This is a genomic window from Bacillus thuringiensis, assembly GCF_001455345.1.
Taxonomy (GTDB): domain Bacteria; phylum Bacillota; class Bacilli; order Bacillales; family Bacillaceae_G; genus Bacillus_A; species Bacillus_A thuringiensis_N.
The window spans coordinates 2,314,468-2,331,459 of record NZ_CP013274.1; the positions used below are offsets into that span (position 1 = coordinate 2,314,468).

The window sequence follows — 16,992 nt, forward strand, 5'->3', positions numbered from 1 at the left end:
CGTTCGTCTTGTATGTAGAACGTATAAGGAGGGATTTTGTTATGAAACATTTTGATGTAGCAATTGTTGGTGGTGGGCTTGCTGGATTAACAGCATCTATATATTTAGCGAAAGCTGGAAGGAAAGTTATTGTATTAGAAAAGTCCAGTCACTTCGGCGGCCGAGGGATGACTATAAATAAAAACGGAATTTGTATGAATCTTGGTGCACATGCTTTATATAGAGGTGGAGAAGCGTTTATAACTTTTAATGAGCTAGGAGTAAACCTTCCAGGTGGAATTCCATCTACAAAAGCACATGGAATATGGAAAGGGGATATTTATACCATTCCAACAGATTTTCGCTCCATTTTATCAACACCGTTACTTTCATGGTCTGCAAAAGTACAGTTCGCTCGTCTTATGATTCATTTAGGAAACTTAGATGTACGAAAAGTTCCGAAAATGAGCTTAACTACATGGGCAGAAAATGAAATTAAAGATCCAATGGTTCGAAATATATTTTATGCATTATGCCGAACAACAACATATACGTATGCTCCTACAATACAATTAGCATCTTCCGTACTAAAGCAAATACAGCTTTCTATGAAAGAAGGAGTACTTTATGTAGATGGTGGTTGGGAGACGATAATAACAAATTTAAGAGGAATAGCGAATACTAGTGGTGTACAATTTCTGGCTAAAAAGCATGTTTTGAAAATAGAGCATTGTGAAGGAAAACAAAGAATACATTGTTTTGACGATGAAGTATTTGAAGCAGGGGCAGTTATTGTAACAACTCCACCGAAAGAGGCATGTGAAATTATAAAAGGTACTGAAGGAACAAGTTTGCAAAAATGGAGTGAACAATCTATACAAGTGACCGTGGCAGCGTTAGATATTGGTTTAAAACAATTACCGAATCCTTTACATCATTTTGCATTGGGATTAGATCAACCTATATTTTTCACGAATCAATCGAGAGCAGCTAAATTAAGTGAAGATGGATCAATTGTAGTGAGTCTAATTAAATACCATAACCCTGTACTAGAACTGAATCATATTCAAGAAGAGAAAGAACAGTTAGAAAGCACGATGGAGTTGTTACATCCGAATTGGAAAAGAGAAGTTGTTGCACAGCAGTATTTACCGAAAATACCAGTATTATATGATTTTCCTCATATTAACCGAGTTGAAACCCCAGGTCCTAATATCCCTGAAATGCCAGGTGTTTACGTTGCAGGTGATTGGGCTGGGCATGATGAAATATTAGCTGATGCTGCGGTAGCGAGCGGGAAACGTGCAGCGTTACACATTTTAAAGCAATTAGAAAGCGAGGGTGTTCATCATGGAAACGGAGCAATTATATGAAGCGTATCAACCATTATTATTTTCGTTATCATATAGAATTCTTGGAAGTGTTATGGATGCTGAGGATATCGTTCAGGATGTATTTATCTCGTTAAATAATATAGAGGATCTTCAGTCTATAGAAAATATGAAAGCATATTTGTGTAAGATGGCGACAAATCGTTCAATTGATAAATTACGTTCGGCAGCGCATAAACGTAATTTGTACGTGGGGATGTGGTTACCAGAGCCACTTGTAGAAGAGAGTGATGAGCCATCAGAGTCATTTGTAATGAAAGAATCTCTTTCCACAGCATATTTATTACTTTTACAACAACTGTCTGAGGTAGAAAGAATTGTTTTCATATTGAGAGAGGTTTTCAGTTATGGATATGAAGAAATAGCTTCGATTGTTGATAAGAGTAGTGTGAACTGTAGGAAGATCTTTGAACGTGCACGAAAAAGTATATTGGAGAAGCCGAAGCAATCAACATTAAGTACGAAGAAGATGGCTGATTATGTTGAAAAGTTTGTATCATCATTACAGTGCGGGGATGCGCAAGGCATGTTAGAAGTATTAAAAACAGATGCGATATTGAAAGCAGATGGTGGTGGGAAAGTTACGACTGCGATTCATCCGATTTATTCTGCGGATCGAATTATACGTTTGTTCTTTGGGATTGCACAACGATTGACAGAAGAGTACACTGTTGATTTCAAAATGGTAAATGGTATGCCAGGAGTTATAGTTACAATAAATAATAAAATAGCTTATGTGCTTTCTTTTGCATTTGAGGATGAGAAGATTTCAAACATTTATATGGTGGTTAATCCTGAGAAACTTATGCATTTAAATGTAAAAATATAAAAAACGCATTTCTTCAGAAATGCGTTTTTTATTATTTTTCTAACATTTCAAGAGGTACATCTTTTTCGCCAGCTACCTCAAATTTAATTTCCCCGTCTTCTTCATAAATACGTGTAATAATCGGTATAGTAATCATTAATTTTTTATGCTGCTTTCGTTTTCGAGCAGCATCTAAGCTAATCACGTTCATTTGTAAGCATCCTTTCTTCTAGAAATATATAAACAAAGAAAATGCGTCCGAAAAGGGCGCTTAATTGAATTTGAAATACCGATTCATTTAAATGGGGTTTATATAATTTAATAACTGCAATTTTAATATGAAATAATATGAATGGAATAATTGCACGTAGAAATTAACTTTACCAAAAAACGAAACAATATGCTATAAAAAATTATAAATCTTTGTCATATAACGGGAAAAAGGATTTCGTTTCGCATATAATAAAAAGTAGACGGGCAGCAAGAGCTTTTTCATCATATTGCTTGGAAAGGCGATGAAAAAATGGATACGTTAGATTCATTATTATTTCAACTTGAACAATATGGAGAAGAGCATGATCGAAATAAAAAAACACGGGAAGAAAAATTGCGGAATATTACTCGTGAGATGGGGCAATTTTTATCAATTTTAGTAAAAGGGTGTAGCGCAAAAAACATTTTAGAAATCGGAACTTCTAATGGCTATTCTACATTGTGGTTAGCTAATGCGGTAGAAGAAACAAATGGAAATGTAACAACTGTAGAGCTTTCTTCAGAACGAGTTGGAGAGGCACTTGTCAATTTTGAAAAGGCAAAACTTTTACAAAGGATTGATGTTCATAATCAAGAAGCAGGGGCATTTTTAGATGCGCAATTAGATCATTCATTTGATTTTATTTTCCTAGATTCAGAGCGTACGCAATATATGTGGTGGCTTGAGCATATAAAACGCATTTTACAACCAAAGGGTTTTCTTGTTGTTGATAACGCAACCTCTCATACAAGCGAATTAGCCGAGTTTAGAAAAATGATAGAAGAAGATGAAATGTTTGAAACGGTTTTATTGGCATTTCAAAATGGAGCATTTGTAGCGCGTAAGAAGAAATAGGTTATAGCGTAATATAATTATCACATTGAAAAAGGGTGTATGTCAAAACATTGAGTACAGTAGGATAGGAAGAACTTAATTTATATACGTAACATACGAAGAATCCGCCTTTAGCATGTTGTTCTCTAGGTCTTAAGTCTGAGGAAAATAATGTTGAGAACAGGTATACTTATAGTAAGAAACAGGGAATGACTGCATAAGCAGGTATTTCTTGAAAATTGATTTCATATAGGCTGTTTGCACATGAAATACAATATATTAGATGAAATATAGTGCACATAAATTCGCACATATAAATAAAGGAGCGATTTTGTTGACTGAACTCGAGAAAAAAGAACCTGTATCGATTGTGAAAGATAATAATGTAGAAGTAGTGGTTGATACAGTAATAAAAGATGCAGAACTAGAGGAACTGAATAAAGAAGCTGATCTTTATGTACAAAAGTTAAATAGCGAGCAAAATACGGATTTATCGAAAGTATTGTCTCAGCTAGGAGATTTAGGGGATAAAGAGCAACAAGCAGCAGGACAAACGTTATCAGCTCTAAAACGCCCTGTAACAGCGATGATGAATGGAAAAAATGAAGAAATTCCAAATACATTGTTAGAATTACGAAAAGTAGTGTCGGAGCTTGATCCGAATTCATTAAAAGCAAGTGGTATGAAGAAAATTATGTTTAAAGTATTCAAGAAAAATCCACTTGAAACATACGTGCATAAATATCAATCTATAGATAAGCAAATTGAGGAGATTATTAGATCCCTTCTAATTGGCCGTGATAACTTACAAGAAGATACTGTTGGCTTAGAGATGCTTAAGGAGCAATCGCACGATAAAATTCACGCTCTTGATAAACAAGTATACTTAGGGAAAAAACTTGCTGGTATGCTCGAAGCCGAGAAACAAAATCCAGAACGTCAAAGAGACATTCCATTAATTAATGATGCATTAGAAAAGATACTCGTACGTACCCGTAATATGCAGCAAGCGAAAAGCGTGTTATTACAATCTATCGCATCTGTAGACATCATTAAGAAAAATAATGAAAAATTAACAGAAGCAATTCGTAATGCAATTACGATGACGCAAAACGTTGTAACAGTTTCAGCCGCTATCCAACTAGCATTAACGAATCAACGTAAAACAATTGATGCTGTTAATGCGACAAATGAAGCAATTGAATCAATGGTATTAAGTAACTCACAAGCATTAAAACAAAATACAGAAGAAACAACAAAACTTCTTGAAAATCCTGCTATTAGCATGGATAAATTACGTGAATCATTCCAAAATGTGTTCGCTGCGATTGAGGCATCTGAAAAATCGTCAGAACGTATTATTGAGTCAAGTAAGAAGTTCGTTATTGAACTAGACACATTTAATGATGAGATGAAGCAGAAACTTATTCAGCGTCCAAGGAAATAACAGATTATTAGAGGAGGTGAAAAAATGAGTTTCATTCAAACAGTACTATTACTACTCGGTACTTTGCTTTTAATAGCATTTACTGTTGTTGTTTTAGTCGTATATTTCGGGCGGAAACTGTATTTTTCATGGACGAAGCCATATAAAAGAGCACACGATTCTTTAGAAAAGTTATCGAATAAATCATTACCATTTCTACAAGAATTTACACAGCACCCACTCTTTTATCGCTGGATTCGTACGGAAGGAAAAAAAGAGCAACATATATTAAACACTCTTTTCTGTGCATCGGGCCAACGTACGAGAGAACAAGTATTCTCAATGTTACCGAAAGAAAAACAGAAAAAAGTACATGTAATGGCAAAAACAACGAAAAAACTTACAAACGAAGATATTGATGTAGCGGCTATGAAAGTAAAAGATTTTTTAAGACAAGAAACGCAGCAAACAGTAAAGCCGACAGACTTATCGTTTTATAAATTGTATTTTTATGATCGATATCCAGATGCATTAAATACAATTCAAGCGTATAAACGCTCAATAAATCCTTCATTACAACGAACGGTTGATGAAATTACAATTTCAGTATTAAATGCCTTGCCGTATTATCAGGAGCAGCGTATGTTTGAACAACAACATAAACTCGAAACGTTCTTAATGAAAGATTTAACAGCGATGCTATCTTTAGTGGTGCAATTACCACCTTCACAACGACCAGAAAAAGAAGAAGAATTAAAAATCTACTTGCAAAATTTCCAAAAAGAAATGGAAGAAGTAGAGCGAGATATTCGTGACTCGATTGATCACGATTTGAATGTGAAGATGAGAGCAGCGACTGAGAAGTTTAAGAATAAATAAAAAAGGCGCCTTAAAGCTATAATACTTAGCTTTAAGGCGTTTTTTATTACCTGTTATTTTGCTGTAACGGTAGTATGACTAGATGCAACACTTTCATTATGCAATCGATCAACCGCAGTTACAACATACGTATATGTTTCTCCAGGAATAGCCGTTTTATCTACATAAATTTCTCCAGGTTTTGTCTTTCTTATAGTAGTAAGTAAATTTTTCGGATTTTCTATATTCACTTCACTTTTTCCATTCACGCGGTAAATAGCGTAATAAGCAGAATCATTCTCTCTATTATCAATGATACCTACAGCGATACCTTCCTCTCTTGGGATAGCACCTTTTAAAGTCGGTTGTTTTGGTGGATTGTGATCAAGCCAAGGCATAGGCGGGATTAATGCAGGATGTTTATATAAGTCGTTTGTGAGTCTATCTTTCACTCCGAGTGGATTGTTATTAATATCTTTTAAGCTAAAATGCATACTACCTTTTATATCAGGGAATAACCGGTTTAATGCAATCTGTCTTGGATATTCTTCCGGATCAAACCAGGCGGGGACAGAGTTATTATTAATTTTATAGGCTGCCTGACCGATGTATAGGTGAATCGGTTTATTATTTGTTTCTTTTACCCACCAATCTACTAATATGTCATATGCAGCGGGAGTGAAACCTATATTCCAATATATTTGCGGTGTAATGTAGTCAATGTAACCTTTTTGTATCCACTCACGTGTATCAGCATAAAGATCATCAAAGTTTCTTTGGCCGGCAGTTGTGTTAGAGCCAGTCGGATCATCAGCTATATTTCGCCATACGCCAAAGGGGCTAATGCCAAACTTTACGTATGATTTTTCTTGTTTGATAGTAGCATGTAAATCTTTTACAAGCTCATTTACGTTGTCACGTCGCCAATCTTCTATATTTGTAAATTTACCGTTATTATATGTTTCATACGTTTTTTGATCGGGGAATTGTTCGCCCGCTACTTTATATGGATAAAAATAATCATCCATATGCAACGCATCAATATCGTAATTTTGTACGATTTCTAAAGCACCTTCAGTTATAAACTTTTTTACTTCTGGAATACCAGGGTTGTAATATAATTTCCCGCCATAAGATACAACCCAATCCGGGTGCTGTCTTGCAGGATGATTATTTGATAATCGATTTATATCAGTATGATTCATCGTTATTCGGTATGGATTAATCCAGGCGTGGAATTCTATATTTCTTTTATGTGCTTCTTCAATCATAAATGCTAGTGGGTCGTATCCGGGATCTTTTCCTTGTATACCCGTAATGTATTCAGACCAAGGACCGTAATTTGAAGGGTAAAAAGCATCAGCGGTTGGTTTTATTTGTACAACGACTGCATTCATACCGGTGTTTTTTACATCGTCTAATAATTTAATAAATTCTTGTTTTTGATTTTCAATTGGTAAGCCAGTTTTTGAAGGCCAATCAATATTAAGAACAGATGCGATCCATACAGCACGTAATTCGTGTTTTTTGTACGTAGTATTTACTTCAGCATAAGTAGAGTGAGGGGAAATGAAAGAGAAAGGGATGAACAAGATGACGATACAACATATCATAAATAAACGTTTAACGATCATTTATACGCCTCCCTATCATATGATTATCTAAGATAATATACGAGGTGAGGTTGGCCTTGCAATAGAGAAAATTGCATATTGAAACATTAATTTAATAGGAAAAATATTTTTAATGAAATTTACTTTCAATATAACTAAATTCATTTACTACTTCATATGCTTGTTAGTAAAGTGAAACTTCCTTTCATTTGAAGGGTAGTAAATTATAAGTATAGGAGGATTCATAAATGAAGGTTTTGTTCGTTTGTTCTGGAGGAATGTCCAGCGCAATTGTTGTAAACGCTTTAAAAAAAGAGGCGGAGAAAAAGGGTATGAATATGGAAGTGCATGCGATTGGAACAAGTGAGGTGGAAGAAGAAGTAAAGAATGGTTGGGATGTTGTAATGGTTGCACCACAAGTAAGACATCGATTTGACTCTGTAAAAAAATTTGCAGAAGAGGAGTCTATTCCGTGTGGTATCATTCCGCCGCAAGCATATACGCCGCTTGGTGGACCGACTTTATTAAAGACTGTAAATGATTTAATTCGTTAGGGGGAACCGTTATGAATAAGTTTGTCACGTTTCTTGATAAAAACTTATCTGGACCGATGGCAAGACTTTCTGAACAGAGACATTTACAAGCAATCCGTGATGGAGTTATTTCAGCATTACCATTTATTATTGTAGGAAGTTTCTTTTTAATCGTAGCATTTCCACCATTACCGAAAGATAGTTTCATATCAGTTTGGGCATTAAAGAATCAAACAAGTATATTAATACCATATCGGTTAACGATGTTTATTATGTCTTTATATATAGCATTTGGAATAGGATATAATCTAGCGAAGAGTTATAAGTTAGATGCTTTATCGGGAGCACAGCTTGCAGTATGTTCACTGCTATTAACATTAACCCCTGAATTAATTGATAAAAAAGGATTTATGCTTCCAATGACAAATCTCGGAGGTCATGGATTATTCGTGACGATGATTGTTTCTATTTTATCCGTAGAGATTTTAAGGTTTTGTAAGAAGAAAAATGTAATGATTAAAATGCCAGAACAAGTACCGCCATCTGTGTCGCGTTCATTTGAAGCACTTATACCTGCTGCATTCGTTATTATTATAATGAGTCTAGTAACTGTCGTTTTTAGCATTGATTTACACCATGTTGTTGATAAATTAGCAGCACCATTAGTAAAAGCTGGGGATAGTTACTTCGGTGTAATGATTCCAGTGTTTTTAATTACGTTTTTTTGGTCATTCGGAATCCATGGTGTATCGGTTGTTGGAACTGTTGCTCGGCCATTATGGGAAGTATACCTAGGGAAAAATGGTGAAGCAGTTGCTAGTGGAGCAGATCAGTTGCCATTTATTTCACCAGAGCCGTTATATCAATGGTTTATATGGATTGGCGGTTCTGGTGCGACATTAGGGCTTGTATTAGCTATGATTGTATTTGGTCGATCAAAATATTCGAAAGCATTATCAAGAACTTGTATTGTTCCGGGTATTTTTAATATAAATGAGCCAGTCATATTCGGATTACCGATTGTACTAAATCCAATTTTAATTATCCCATTCATCATTACACCACTTGTAACGGCAACTGTTGCATATTCAGCAACTGCGATGGGATTTGTAACACCAACACATATTATGCCACCGTGGACATTACCAGCTCCAATTGGTGCGTATTTAGCTACAGGCGGAGATTGGCGTGCAATAGTATTAGTTTTTATAAATATAACAATATCATTCCTTATTTATTTACCATTCTTTAAAATGTACGACAAAAATATGCTTGAAATTGAGAAGAATGGTGAAGGGGAATCTGTTAATCCATAATCTTTATGCTTTAATTTATGAGTGATAGGCATTTTGTCTATCACTTCTTTCACATTAAGTTGAGAGAAGGTGAAATGGAATGAATATAAAATTTAGTTATAAAGGTGTATTTTTATTATTATTTGGAGTGATATGTGCGAATTTACTTTTTGTACCTTTATTAAGAATGCTACATCTATCACAAATGCATAGTATTTGGCTTGTTACAAGCATTGCGGCAAGTATTTTGCTTACAGTAGTTGTTTCTTTCATTGATGGATCGTTTGCATCGAAAGCTCAGTTGTTTTTTAGATTTCTAATATTTTCGATCGGTTGTACGTTTGTAACTTACATGATTGTTTTTTAGTAAATAGGAGGTCATGCATGTTATGTATATTGCAGGGGTAATGTCTGGTACTTCATTAGATGGAATAGATGTAGCGCTCGTTCATATAGAAGGGAGTGGTGTAGAGTCTAAGGTCGAACTCATCTATTTTACTACAGTTCCATTTTGTAATGATATGAAAAATGAAATCCAACAAGCGTTGTCAATAGAAAATTCAAATGTACAACTCATTTGTAGTTTGAATTTCAAACTTGGTTTGTGTTTTGCCAACGCTATAAAAGAAGTTTGTAAAGAGGCCAATTTTCCATTGAAACAATTAGATTCAATAGGTTCTCACGGACAAACGATTTATCATCAGCCAAAGCAAGATGGCAATATGATACCTTCCACATTGCAAATTGGGGAACCAGCAGTAATAGCATACGAAACGAATACGACGGTTATCTCGAATTTTCGAACGATGGACATGGCAGCAGGGGGACAAGGTGCACCACTTGTGCCATATTCAGAGGTCATTTTGTATCGTCATCAAACTAAAAATAGACTGCTACAAAATATTGGTGGGATTGGTAATGTTACAGTAATACCAAGTCACCTAAGTGATAAGAGCGTTATAGCTTTTGATACTGGTCCAGGGAATATGATAATTGATGAAGTATGTAAAAGATTATTTCAGTTGTCATATGATCAAAATGGTAGGATTGCAAAACGTGGAGTAGTTGTAGATGATATTTTAACTTATTGTATGAACCATCCGTTTTTGAAAATGAATCCACCAAAATCAACAGGGAGAGAACAGTTTGGAGAAGAATTTGTAAGTGAGTTATTGAAGCGATATGAACAGCATAGTAAAGAAAATATATTGACGACTGTCACGATGTTTACAGCGAGTTCAATTATTCATCATTATAAGGAGTTTATTCTGCCGTATTATGAAATCGATGAGGTGATATTAGGTGGTGGCGGCAGTTATAATCATACACTTGTTGAAATGATACGGTATGGATTGAAGGAAGAAAAATGTGCAATATTTATTCAAGAAGATATAGGCTATTCTTCACAGGCGAAAGAAGCAATCGCCTTTGCAATTTTAGCAAACGAAACGCATCATCGTAATCCGAGTAATGTGCCAAGCGCAACAGGTGCAAAGAAATCTGTAATTTTAGGGAATGTAACATACCCTTCAATATGAAGAAAATGAGGAGAACGTATATGAAGTATATGATTGGAGTAGACGGCGGGGGAACAAAGACAGAAGCAATTGCATTTGATAAAGACGGAAACGAGCTTGTAAGAGCTACTAGTGGATTTGGAAATATATTAATAGATTTTGAAGAAGCTCTTGTGCATATTATGGAAGCGATTGATCAATGCCAGAAAAGTGTAGTGAAAGAGCATTGCGTTTGTATTTGTTTAGGGTTAGCAGGTATAAGTGGAGCAAATACAAATGAATTAATATTACGTCTACAAAAGAAGTACGGAACACAAATTGAAGTTTTTAATGACGCAATGATTGCGCATGCAGCTGCTTTACAAGGTAAGGATGGAATTTTAACAATTGGCGGCACAGGTGCGATTTGTTTAGGGAAAAAAGGAGAAGTGCACGAGTATAGCGGTGGATGGGGACATATTTTAGGAGATGAAGGAAGCGGATATTGGATTGCGTTACAAGGTTTAAAGAGAATGGCAAATCAATTTGATCAAGGAGTTACACTTTGTCCATTAAGCTTAAGTATTCAAGGTGAGTTTCAACTTCTGACATCGTCTCATATAAAAAGACTAGTATATAGTTCTTCAAAAGATAAAGTTGCAGCAATTGCACCATTAATTATTCAGGAAGCGAGAAATGGGAATGATGATGCATATGAAATTATGATGCAAGCTGGTAAGGAATTAGCGAAAATGACAGTAAATCTTTATAATAAGATGCAATTTAAGTTGGCAACTCCCATTGTAGTAAGTGGAAGCATATTGCGTTTAGTTCCTGAAATATATACTGAATTTAAGAAATGCTGCGTAAAGAGTATAGGAGAAGTTACCTTTGTATCACAATCAGAACCAGCAACGAAAGGAACCTATTATTTAATGAAGAATATATATTTTAAAAAATAGAAGCATGAGAATTTTTGTATGATTTGTAAATATATGATGTTAAAATGTATAAAGGGATGTAGATAAAAAAGTACAATATACATAGTCCTTGAATATTGTATAAGTACTCCTACGTAGAAAGTGAATGATTACATGATTAATAGTATGCAATTTTTGTATTTGGTGGCTTCTTATTTATTTGGAAACATATTGACCGCTTATATAGTCACGAAATGGAAACATAACGTTGATATTCGGGATGAAGGAAGTGGTAATCCTGGCGCAAGAAACATGGGGCGCGTATATGGAAAAGGGTATTTCGTTGCTACATTTTTAGGTGATGCAATTAAAGGGGCAATTGTAGTTTCTATTGCAAAATACCTTTTTGAAGATTCTACATTTATAATGTTAGCTTTACTGGCTGTTTTACTTGGACATATTTATCCAATTTTATTTAAAGGCAAGGGCGGTAAAGGCATTTCGACATTTATTGGAGGGCTAATCGCATTTGATTACTTGATAGCGCTTACTCTTGTTGTTGTTTTTATTATTTTTTATTTAATCTTTAAAGGATTTACGAAGCCAGGTTTAATTACAATCGCTTGTTTGCCAGTTTGCATGATTTTGTATTCGTACTCTATTGTTACGACTATTTTAAGTGCTCTCATAATTGTATTTATTTTATATGTAAACCGAGAATGAAATGAACTTTTAATAAGTGGAGTAAATCTCCACTTATTATTTTATTAAATATACAAAGGAGATAAAACATGGGGTTAATTTATAAAGTTGCTGATAAAGCTTGGGAATTTGAAAGTATACATAAATTGAATTATAAAACATTTGTAGAAGAAATTCCGCAACATGAAGAAACGAAAGAGCGTGTTCGTATAGATCGTTTTCACGAAGAAAATACATATTTAATTTGTTTAGATGACTATAAGTTAGTAGGTATGGTTGCGTTGCGAGGAAAACGACCATTCTCGTTAGATTATAAAATTTCAAATCTAGATTTTTATTTGCAAGAACATGGAGAAAATGTATATGAAATTCGTTTACTTTCAGTAGAACGTGAATATCGAAATGGGAGAGCGCTGTTGGGATTAATTCGTTTTCTACATCGTTATCTGCTTCTAAATGGATATGAATTGGCACTCATTTCTGCGACAACACGTGAACTACCTTTATATGAGCAAATGGGATTCAAACCTTTCCATACGTTAGTTGGTACAGAAGAAGCTGCTTTTCAGCCCATGTATGTAACACCTGCTATGTTTGAAGAATCAAGTGTTGGGGGGATTATGACGAAAGAATACACGTTTTTACCTGGTCCAGTAGATATTGAAGAGAATGTTCGAAAGGCATTTTCTACGAAGACTGTTTCGCATCGCTCTAAGTCATTTCAAGTGACGATGGGCAATGTAAAGAAACGATTACTGCAGATGACAAAAGCAAAGCATGTACAAATAATGTTAGGAACAGGGACGTTAGCGAATGATGCAATTGCTTTACAATTACGTTCTTTAAAAGGAAAAGGACTAGTATTAACAAATGGGGAATTTGGTAATAGATTAGTTGGACATGCAACACGTGCACAATTACATTTTGATACGTATAAAAAAGAAATAGGAGAACCGTTTATTTATACAGAATTAGAAAAGATAATGGGAACTGGAAATTATGAATGGCTTTGGTTTGTTCACCATGAAACATCAACTGGAATGTTAAATGATTTAGACGAGCTGAACACCATTTGTAACAAGCACGAAATGAAGCTTTGTGTAGATTGTATCAGTTCGATTGGAGCAATACCGATAGATTTAAAGGATGTATATTTTGCAAGCGGTGTTAGTGGAAAGGCAATTAAATCGTTTACTGGAGTATCTTTCGTTTTTCATAATCATAATGTGAAAGTAAACGAGACATTACCGGCCTATATGGACATTGGTATGTACGAAGAAAATGAAAGTATTCCATATTCTCATTCATGGAATTTAATTTATGCTTTGCAAGAAGCATTGAAGAGATTTGAAGTTGAAACAGCATTTGTAAAAATAAAAGAGACATATGATTATATGGAAGAAGCTATTACAAGTATAGGACTAAACCTTGTTTCACCTAAAGAACATGCCGCACCAATTATACTTACGATTCAATTAGATGAGGATCAGTCTTCTAAAACAGTAGGTGATGCGTTAGCATTACAAGGATATATTATCCATTATGAATCAGCATATTTACAAAAGAATAACTGGATTCAAATTGCATGTTTAAATGATTATAAAGAACGTGATATGAAGAGGATGTTAAATTGTTTGCAAATGTATATATTACAGAGTGGGGTACATATATAAAGACTTTTTCTTAACATAGATGCTTTCGTATAAAGGAGCTGCGACTTACGAAAACTTAGGAATAGAACATTGGAAGAGGTGCTAGTATGATAACTAAAAAACTACCATTGCATATAGACGATATTAAAAAAGCTCAAACTATTTTGGACAGAAATGTTCGTAAAACGCCATTAGTAAAATCATTTTATTTGACTAGTAAAACAGGTGGAGAAATTCACTTGAAATTAGAAAATATGCAATTAACAGGTTCGTTTAAATTCCGTGGTGCGTTTAACAAAATGTCACAGCTTACAGATCAAGAAAAAGAAAGAGGAGTAATTGCTTGTTCCGCTGGTAATCATGCGCAAGGAGTCGCTTTATCTGCTCATTTACTTGGTATTAAGAGTAAAATTGTGATGCCGATTTCTGCCCCTCAGGCGAAAGTTGAAGCAACTAGAGGATATGGATCAGAAGTGATTTTATATGGTGAGACTTTTGATGATGCGAAGGCAAAATGTGAGGAGATTATTAGGGAAACAGGCGAAACATACTTACATCCATATGATGATGTAGAGGTAATGGCTGGTCAAGGTACAATTGGTTTGGACATTCTTGATGATATGTGGGATGTTGATACTGTCATTGTACCAATTGGCGGTGGTGGAATTATTTCTGGAATTGCTGTTGCATTAAAATCTTTTAATCCATCCATTAATATTATTGGTGTCCAAGCAGACAATGTTCATGGGATGAAGGCATCTTATGACAGAGGTACAATTGTAGAACATTATGAGGCACCTACTATAGCAGATGGTTGCGCGGTAAAAATACCAGGCAATTTAACTTTTGAAATTGTAAAAGAATTAGTAGATGATATTGTAACAGTATCAGAAGGCGAATTAGAAGTAGCGATGAAAGACCTATTACAGCGTGGTAAAGCTGTTGTAGAAGGTGCAGGTGCATTAGCTACTGCTGCTTTACTTGCAGGGAAAGTGGATACATATATTAAAGGGAAAAAAGTAGTAGCGGTTATATCTGGTGGGAACGTAGACTTACAGCGTATTTCGAGTGTTTGTGAGCAATTTTTTGTAGCGAATGAAGTGAAATAGTATTTAAAAAATATAGTTTTATGAATGAGGAGCTAAGAGGAATGGTCTTAGCTCTTTTTAATTATGCCTGTGTTGAAGTAAATAATGTCTCCATTTTGATTTTACTCTTTTCTCGAATTTCAGCGTCTGCGTGCCTCATTACAAATTTATGCGCTATAGCAATTGCTAAAACATCATCTAATAAGCCAATCCCAATAATAGCAGCTATATCTGGAATAAAATCGATTGCTAATACGTAATAGGATAAAGCGGCTAATATTATGAATTTCGCCTTAGTAGGTAACCCTTTTTTTCTCATTGTGTAGTATAAAATAATACTTTCATATACGCTAGATTTCCCAAGGTTTGCTGAGCTTTTCTTAAATTTTTTCCAAAGTGTCTGTTTCTCCATATAAAAACTCCTTTTACAAAAAAATAGATTTTTTAAAAGGATAGACAAAGAAGAGAGGGGATAATCAATTTTATTGTTTTTCTTATTGTATATTTCCACAAAAATAGGGAATTACCTGTTCAAAATAATATAATGTCGATTATGCAACGATTCATACTGTTCCGTTACTTAGTATATGTTCGCTCCAAGTAATGTACTACGAAGATTAAGTTTGGTGGTAGTACGTATGAAGGTGTTACTAAATTCATATGACAAGCTACCATAGCTTATACGATTAAGCAGAATTTACGAGGGGAAATAAATAGCAAGGAGTACTGTAGAAAATGGACATTCCGCGAAAACTACAGGAAGCAAAACAACACTAGTGAAACCAACCGATAATTTGGCTGATGTTGAAGTGAAAACAATAAGGATATGAGAACCTGTACACAAGCTTCCATCGATGAATTATGACGATAAGGTGTTAAGAATTAGTCGCCTATGGTGATGGCTTTTTTATTTTCTCAGATGAAGCCGATGAGTTTGAGTTTTAGAATTTTATCGTGGTATTATTTATGTAACAAGGGGATGTTGTAAGGAAAAATACAATTTGAGGGGAAAATGAGAATGGGAATTTATAACTATGAAGCGAAAGAGGATTTGCAAGTAGGAGATGTTTGTTTAGAACGAGATATTTATGAAATTATAAATTTTTATAAGAAAGGGTCAATAGTTTTATGTGATTCAGTATCTCGTTTCAGTGCGAATTCAGACAGAATGTTTGAAGTGATAAATAGGATAGAAACATATATGCATAAAAATGAAGACTATACATATCAGGTTTCGGATAGGCTCAAGTTGATTTATGTAGTTGAACAGGTAAGATAAGGAAGCATCCATAACGGGTGCTTTTTTCTTTGTTTTATAGAAAGTACACATTAAACGTGACTTTGAACGAAATGGAAATTTGGATTCGAATTATTTGTGATATGTATAGTAAAATGTATATGGATGATTTAGTTATTATTAAACGTTTAATAAGCGGTATGGGAGAAAAAAATGAAGATAATAGAACTACCAATTGAATTCGAATTTAACGGGGGAAAACAATGTATCTATCCGAGCTTAGTTATAGTAAAGAATGAATTAACTTTAGTAGATACAGGTTATATAAATTTTTTACCTTTAATTGAAAATGCAATATTAAAACATGGGTATGAGATGAAAAACTTAAAAAATATAATAATTACTCACTATGATGACGATCATATAGGCTCTTTATACGATTTCAAAGTGAAATATCCTCAAATTAATATTATTACGAGTGAAATTGAATCAAACTATATTAATGGTGAAATAAAATCAGAGAGATTAGTTCAAGCGGAAGAAATGTTACAACGTATGCCAAATGAAGAAAAAGAATTTGGCAAATGGTTTATACAACAGTTAAAAAATATTAAACATATTTCCGTCGATGAAAAAGTACATGATGGTCAAATGATTTTGAATAATGAATGTCAAATAGTAGCAACGCCAGGACATACTTCAGGACATATTTCATTATATTTTCCGAATTTAAACTGTGTAATTACAGGAGATGCGGCCGTTCAAGAGAATCGTGAGTTAGTAATAGCTAATCCGAATTTTTGTTTAGATATTGAAAAAGCGGAAGAGTCTTTAAAGAGGATTAAAAGTCTTAAAGTCGTAAAGTATTATTGCTATCATGGAGGGAAATTCATTATATAAAATAATA

The 16,992-nt window shown here is 34.2% G+C and carries 18 protein-coding genes; 15 read left to right on the forward strand and 3 right to left on the reverse strand.

From position 1 onward, the window contains the following. Window positions 1–41 precede the first annotated feature (41 nt). Together ATN06_RS12090 and ATN06_RS12095 are read left to right on the forward strand one after the other, a co-directional pair. Entirely contained in the window at window positions 42–1,352 is a 1,311-nt protein-coding gene (locus ATN06_RS12090; RefSeq protein WP_060630837.1) for a phytoene desaturase family protein, read from the forward strand. After that, window positions 1,330–2,199 (forward strand): RNA polymerase sigma-70 factor, encoded by an 870-nt coding sequence (locus ATN06_RS12095; RefSeq protein WP_060630838.1) that lies wholly within the window; start codon window positions 1,330–1,332, stop codon window positions 2,197–2,199. The genes ATN06_RS12090 and ATN06_RS12095 overlap by 23 nt, the downstream gene beginning before the upstream one ends. Window positions 2,200–2,230: 31 nt before the next feature. Here the strand turns inward: ATN06_RS12095 and ATN06_RS12100 are convergent, their stop codons facing one another. Further along, window positions 2,231–2,389, reverse strand: coding sequence for a hypothetical protein (locus tag ATN06_RS12100; RefSeq protein WP_001100984.1), 159 nt, complete (start codon window positions 2,387–2,389; stop codon window positions 2,231–2,233). A gap of 312 nt (window positions 2,390–2,701) precedes the next feature. Between ATN06_RS12100 and ATN06_RS12105 the strand changes: the two genes are divergently transcribed. The 3 genes from ATN06_RS12105 (at window position 2,702) to ATN06_RS12115 (ending at window position 5,570) form a co-directional block, all read left to right on the forward strand. Then, window positions 2,702–3,286, forward strand: coding sequence for an O-methyltransferase (locus ATN06_RS12105; RefSeq protein ID WP_060630839.1), 585 nt, complete (start codon window positions 2,702–2,704; stop codon window positions 3,284–3,286). Window positions 3,287–3,599: 313 nt separating this feature from the next. Next, complete coding sequence (locus ATN06_RS12110; protein ID WP_000137396.1) at window positions 3,600–4,712, forward strand: toxic anion resistance protein; 1,113 nt, start codon at window positions 3,600–3,602, stop codon at window positions 4,710–4,712. Between the two features lie 24 nt (window positions 4,713–4,736). Beyond that, window positions 4,737–5,570 (forward strand): DUF3974 domain-containing protein, encoded by an 834-nt coding sequence (locus ATN06_RS12115; RefSeq protein ID WP_060630840.1) that lies wholly within the window; start codon window positions 4,737–4,739, stop codon window positions 5,568–5,570. Between the two features lie 53 nt (window positions 5,571–5,623). On the opposite strand, the gene ATN06_RS12120 is transcribed toward ATN06_RS12115, so the two are convergent. Continuing rightward, window positions 5,624–7,183: a glycoside hydrolase family 10-like protein gene (locus ATN06_RS12120; RefSeq protein WP_060630841.1), complete on the reverse strand. Its 1,560-nt coding sequence runs from the start codon at window positions 7,181–7,183 to the stop codon at window positions 5,624–5,626. Window positions 7,184–7,410: 227 nt separating this feature from the next. Here ATN06_RS12120 and ATN06_RS12125 point away from each other — a divergent pair, with 227 nt between their 5' ends. The 8 genes from ATN06_RS12125 to tdcB all read left to right on the forward strand — a co-directional run bounded on the left by ATN06_RS12125 (window position 7,411) and on the right by tdcB (window position 14,869). Beyond that, on the forward strand, window positions 7,411–7,716 hold the full coding sequence (locus ATN06_RS12125; protein ID WP_000865889.1) for a PTS sugar transporter subunit IIB: 306 nt from the start codon (window positions 7,411–7,413) through the stop codon (window positions 7,714–7,716). A gap of 11 nt (window positions 7,717–7,727) precedes the next feature. Continuing rightward, window positions 7,728–9,011 carry a PTS sugar transporter subunit IIC gene (locus ATN06_RS12130; protein ID WP_060630842.1) on the forward strand — a complete coding sequence of 428 codons (1,284 nt, stop codon included), beginning with the start codon at window positions 7,728–7,730 and terminating at the stop codon, window positions 9,009–9,011. Between the two features lie 79 nt (window positions 9,012–9,090). Beyond that, window positions 9,091–9,357, forward strand: coding sequence for a hypothetical protein (locus tag ATN06_RS12135; RefSeq protein ID WP_060630843.1), 267 nt, complete (start codon window positions 9,091–9,093; stop codon window positions 9,355–9,357). A 22-nt stretch (window positions 9,358–9,379) separates the two neighbouring features. Next, entirely contained in the window at window positions 9,380–10,528 is a 1,149-nt protein-coding gene (gene anmK / locus ATN06_RS12140; RefSeq protein ID WP_060630844.1) for an anhydro-N-acetylmuramic acid kinase AnmK, read from the forward strand. Between the two features lie 20 nt (window positions 10,529–10,548). Continuing rightward, a complete protein-coding gene (locus ATN06_RS12145; protein WP_060630845.1) occupies window positions 10,549–11,448 on the forward strand; it encodes a BadF/BadG/BcrA/BcrD ATPase family protein in 900 nt (299 codons plus the stop codon). A 132-nt stretch (window positions 11,449–11,580) separates the two neighbouring features. Continuing rightward, on the forward strand, window positions 11,581–12,129 hold the full coding sequence (plsY, locus tag ATN06_RS12150; protein WP_060630846.1) for a glycerol-3-phosphate 1-O-acyltransferase PlsY: 549 nt from the start codon (window positions 11,581–11,583) through the stop codon (window positions 12,127–12,129). Window positions 12,130–12,197: 68 nt separating this feature from the next. Then, a complete protein-coding gene (locus ATN06_RS12155) occupies window positions 12,198–13,781 on the forward strand; it encodes an aminotransferase class V-fold PLP-dependent enzyme (protein ID WP_060630847.1) in 1,584 nt (527 codons plus the stop codon). 86 nt (window positions 13,782–13,867) lie between these two features. Further along, window positions 13,868–14,869, forward strand: coding sequence for a bifunctional threonine ammonia-lyase/L-serine ammonia-lyase TdcB (tdcB, locus tag ATN06_RS12160; RefSeq protein WP_060630848.1), 1,002 nt, complete (start codon window positions 13,868–13,870; stop codon window positions 14,867–14,869). Window positions 14,870–14,930: 61 nt separating this feature from the next. Here the strand turns inward: tdcB and ATN06_RS12165 are convergent, their stop codons facing one another. Then, window positions 14,931–15,260: a YkvA family protein gene (locus ATN06_RS12165; protein ID WP_060630849.1), complete on the reverse strand. Its 330-nt coding sequence runs from the start codon at window positions 15,258–15,260 to the stop codon at window positions 14,931–14,933. A gap of 606 nt (window positions 15,261–15,866) precedes the next feature. Between ATN06_RS12165 and ATN06_RS12170 the strand changes: the two genes are divergently transcribed. Both ATN06_RS12170 and ATN06_RS12180 read left to right on the forward strand, forming a co-directional pair. Beyond that, complete coding sequence (locus ATN06_RS12170; RefSeq protein ID WP_000513510.1) at window positions 15,867–16,127, forward strand: hypothetical protein; 261 nt, start codon at window positions 15,867–15,869, stop codon at window positions 16,125–16,127. A gap of 171 nt (window positions 16,128–16,298) precedes the next feature. Further along, window positions 16,299–16,985, forward strand: coding sequence for an MBL fold metallo-hydrolase (locus tag ATN06_RS12180; RefSeq protein WP_060630851.1), 687 nt, complete (start codon window positions 16,299–16,301; stop codon window positions 16,983–16,985). Window positions 16,986–16,992 lie beyond the last annotated feature (7 nt).

Bases quoted from the DNA above. Each gene is read 5' to 3' on its own strand.
- ATN06_RS12105 (WP_060630839.1), top strand. From the start codon at position 2,702: ATGGATACGTTAGATTCATTATTATTTCAACTTGAACAATATGGAGAA.
- tdcB (WP_060630848.1), top strand. From the start codon at position 13,868: ATGATAACTAAAAAACTACCATTGCATATAGACGATATTAAAAAAGCT.
- ATN06_RS12155 (WP_060630847.1), top strand. From the start codon at position 12,198: ATGGGGTTAATTTATAAAGTTGCTGATAAAGCTTGGGAATTTGAAAGT.
- ATN06_RS12120 (WP_060630841.1), bottom strand. From the start codon at position 7,183: ATGATCGTTAAACGTTTATTTATGATATGTTGTATCGTCATCTTGTTC.
- plsY (WP_060630846.1), top strand. From the start codon at position 11,581: ATGATTAATAGTATGCAATTTTTGTATTTGGTGGCTTCTTATTTATTT.
- ATN06_RS12130 (WP_060630842.1), top strand. From the start codon at position 7,728: ATGAATAAGTTTGTCACGTTTCTTGATAAAAACTTATCTGGACCGATG.
- ATN06_RS12180 (WP_060630851.1), top strand. From the start codon at position 16,299: ATGAAGATAATAGAACTACCAATTGAATTCGAATTTAACGGGGGAAAA.
- ATN06_RS12095 (WP_060630838.1), top strand. From the start codon at position 1,330: ATGGAAACGGAGCAATTATATGAAGCGTATCAACCATTATTATTTTCG.
- ATN06_RS12125 (WP_000865889.1), top strand. From the start codon at position 7,411: ATGAAGGTTTTGTTCGTTTGTTCTGGAGGAATGTCCAGCGCAATTGTT.
- anmK (WP_060630844.1), top strand. From the start codon at position 9,380: ATGTATATTGCAGGGGTAATGTCTGGTACTTCATTAGATGGAATAGAT.
- ATN06_RS12145 (WP_060630845.1), top strand. From the start codon at position 10,549: ATGAAGTATATGATTGGAGTAGACGGCGGGGGAACAAAGACAGAAGCA.
- ATN06_RS12115 (WP_060630840.1), top strand. From the start codon at position 4,737: ATGAGTTTCATTCAAACAGTACTATTACTACTCGGTACTTTGCTTTTA.
- ATN06_RS12100 (WP_001100984.1), bottom strand. From the start codon at position 2,389: ATGAACGTGATTAGCTTAGATGCTGCTCGAAAACGAAAGCAGCATAAA.
- ATN06_RS12170 (WP_000513510.1), top strand. From the start codon at position 15,867: ATGGGAATTTATAACTATGAAGCGAAAGAGGATTTGCAAGTAGGAGAT.
- ATN06_RS12165 (WP_060630849.1), bottom strand. From the start codon at position 15,260: ATGGAGAAACAGACACTTTGGAAAAAATTTAAGAAAAGCTCAGCAAAC.
- ATN06_RS12135 (WP_060630843.1), top strand. From the start codon at position 9,091: ATGAATATAAAATTTAGTTATAAAGGTGTATTTTTATTATTATTTGGA.
- ATN06_RS12090 (WP_060630837.1), top strand. From the start codon at position 42: ATGAAACATTTTGATGTAGCAATTGTTGGTGGTGGGCTTGCTGGATTA.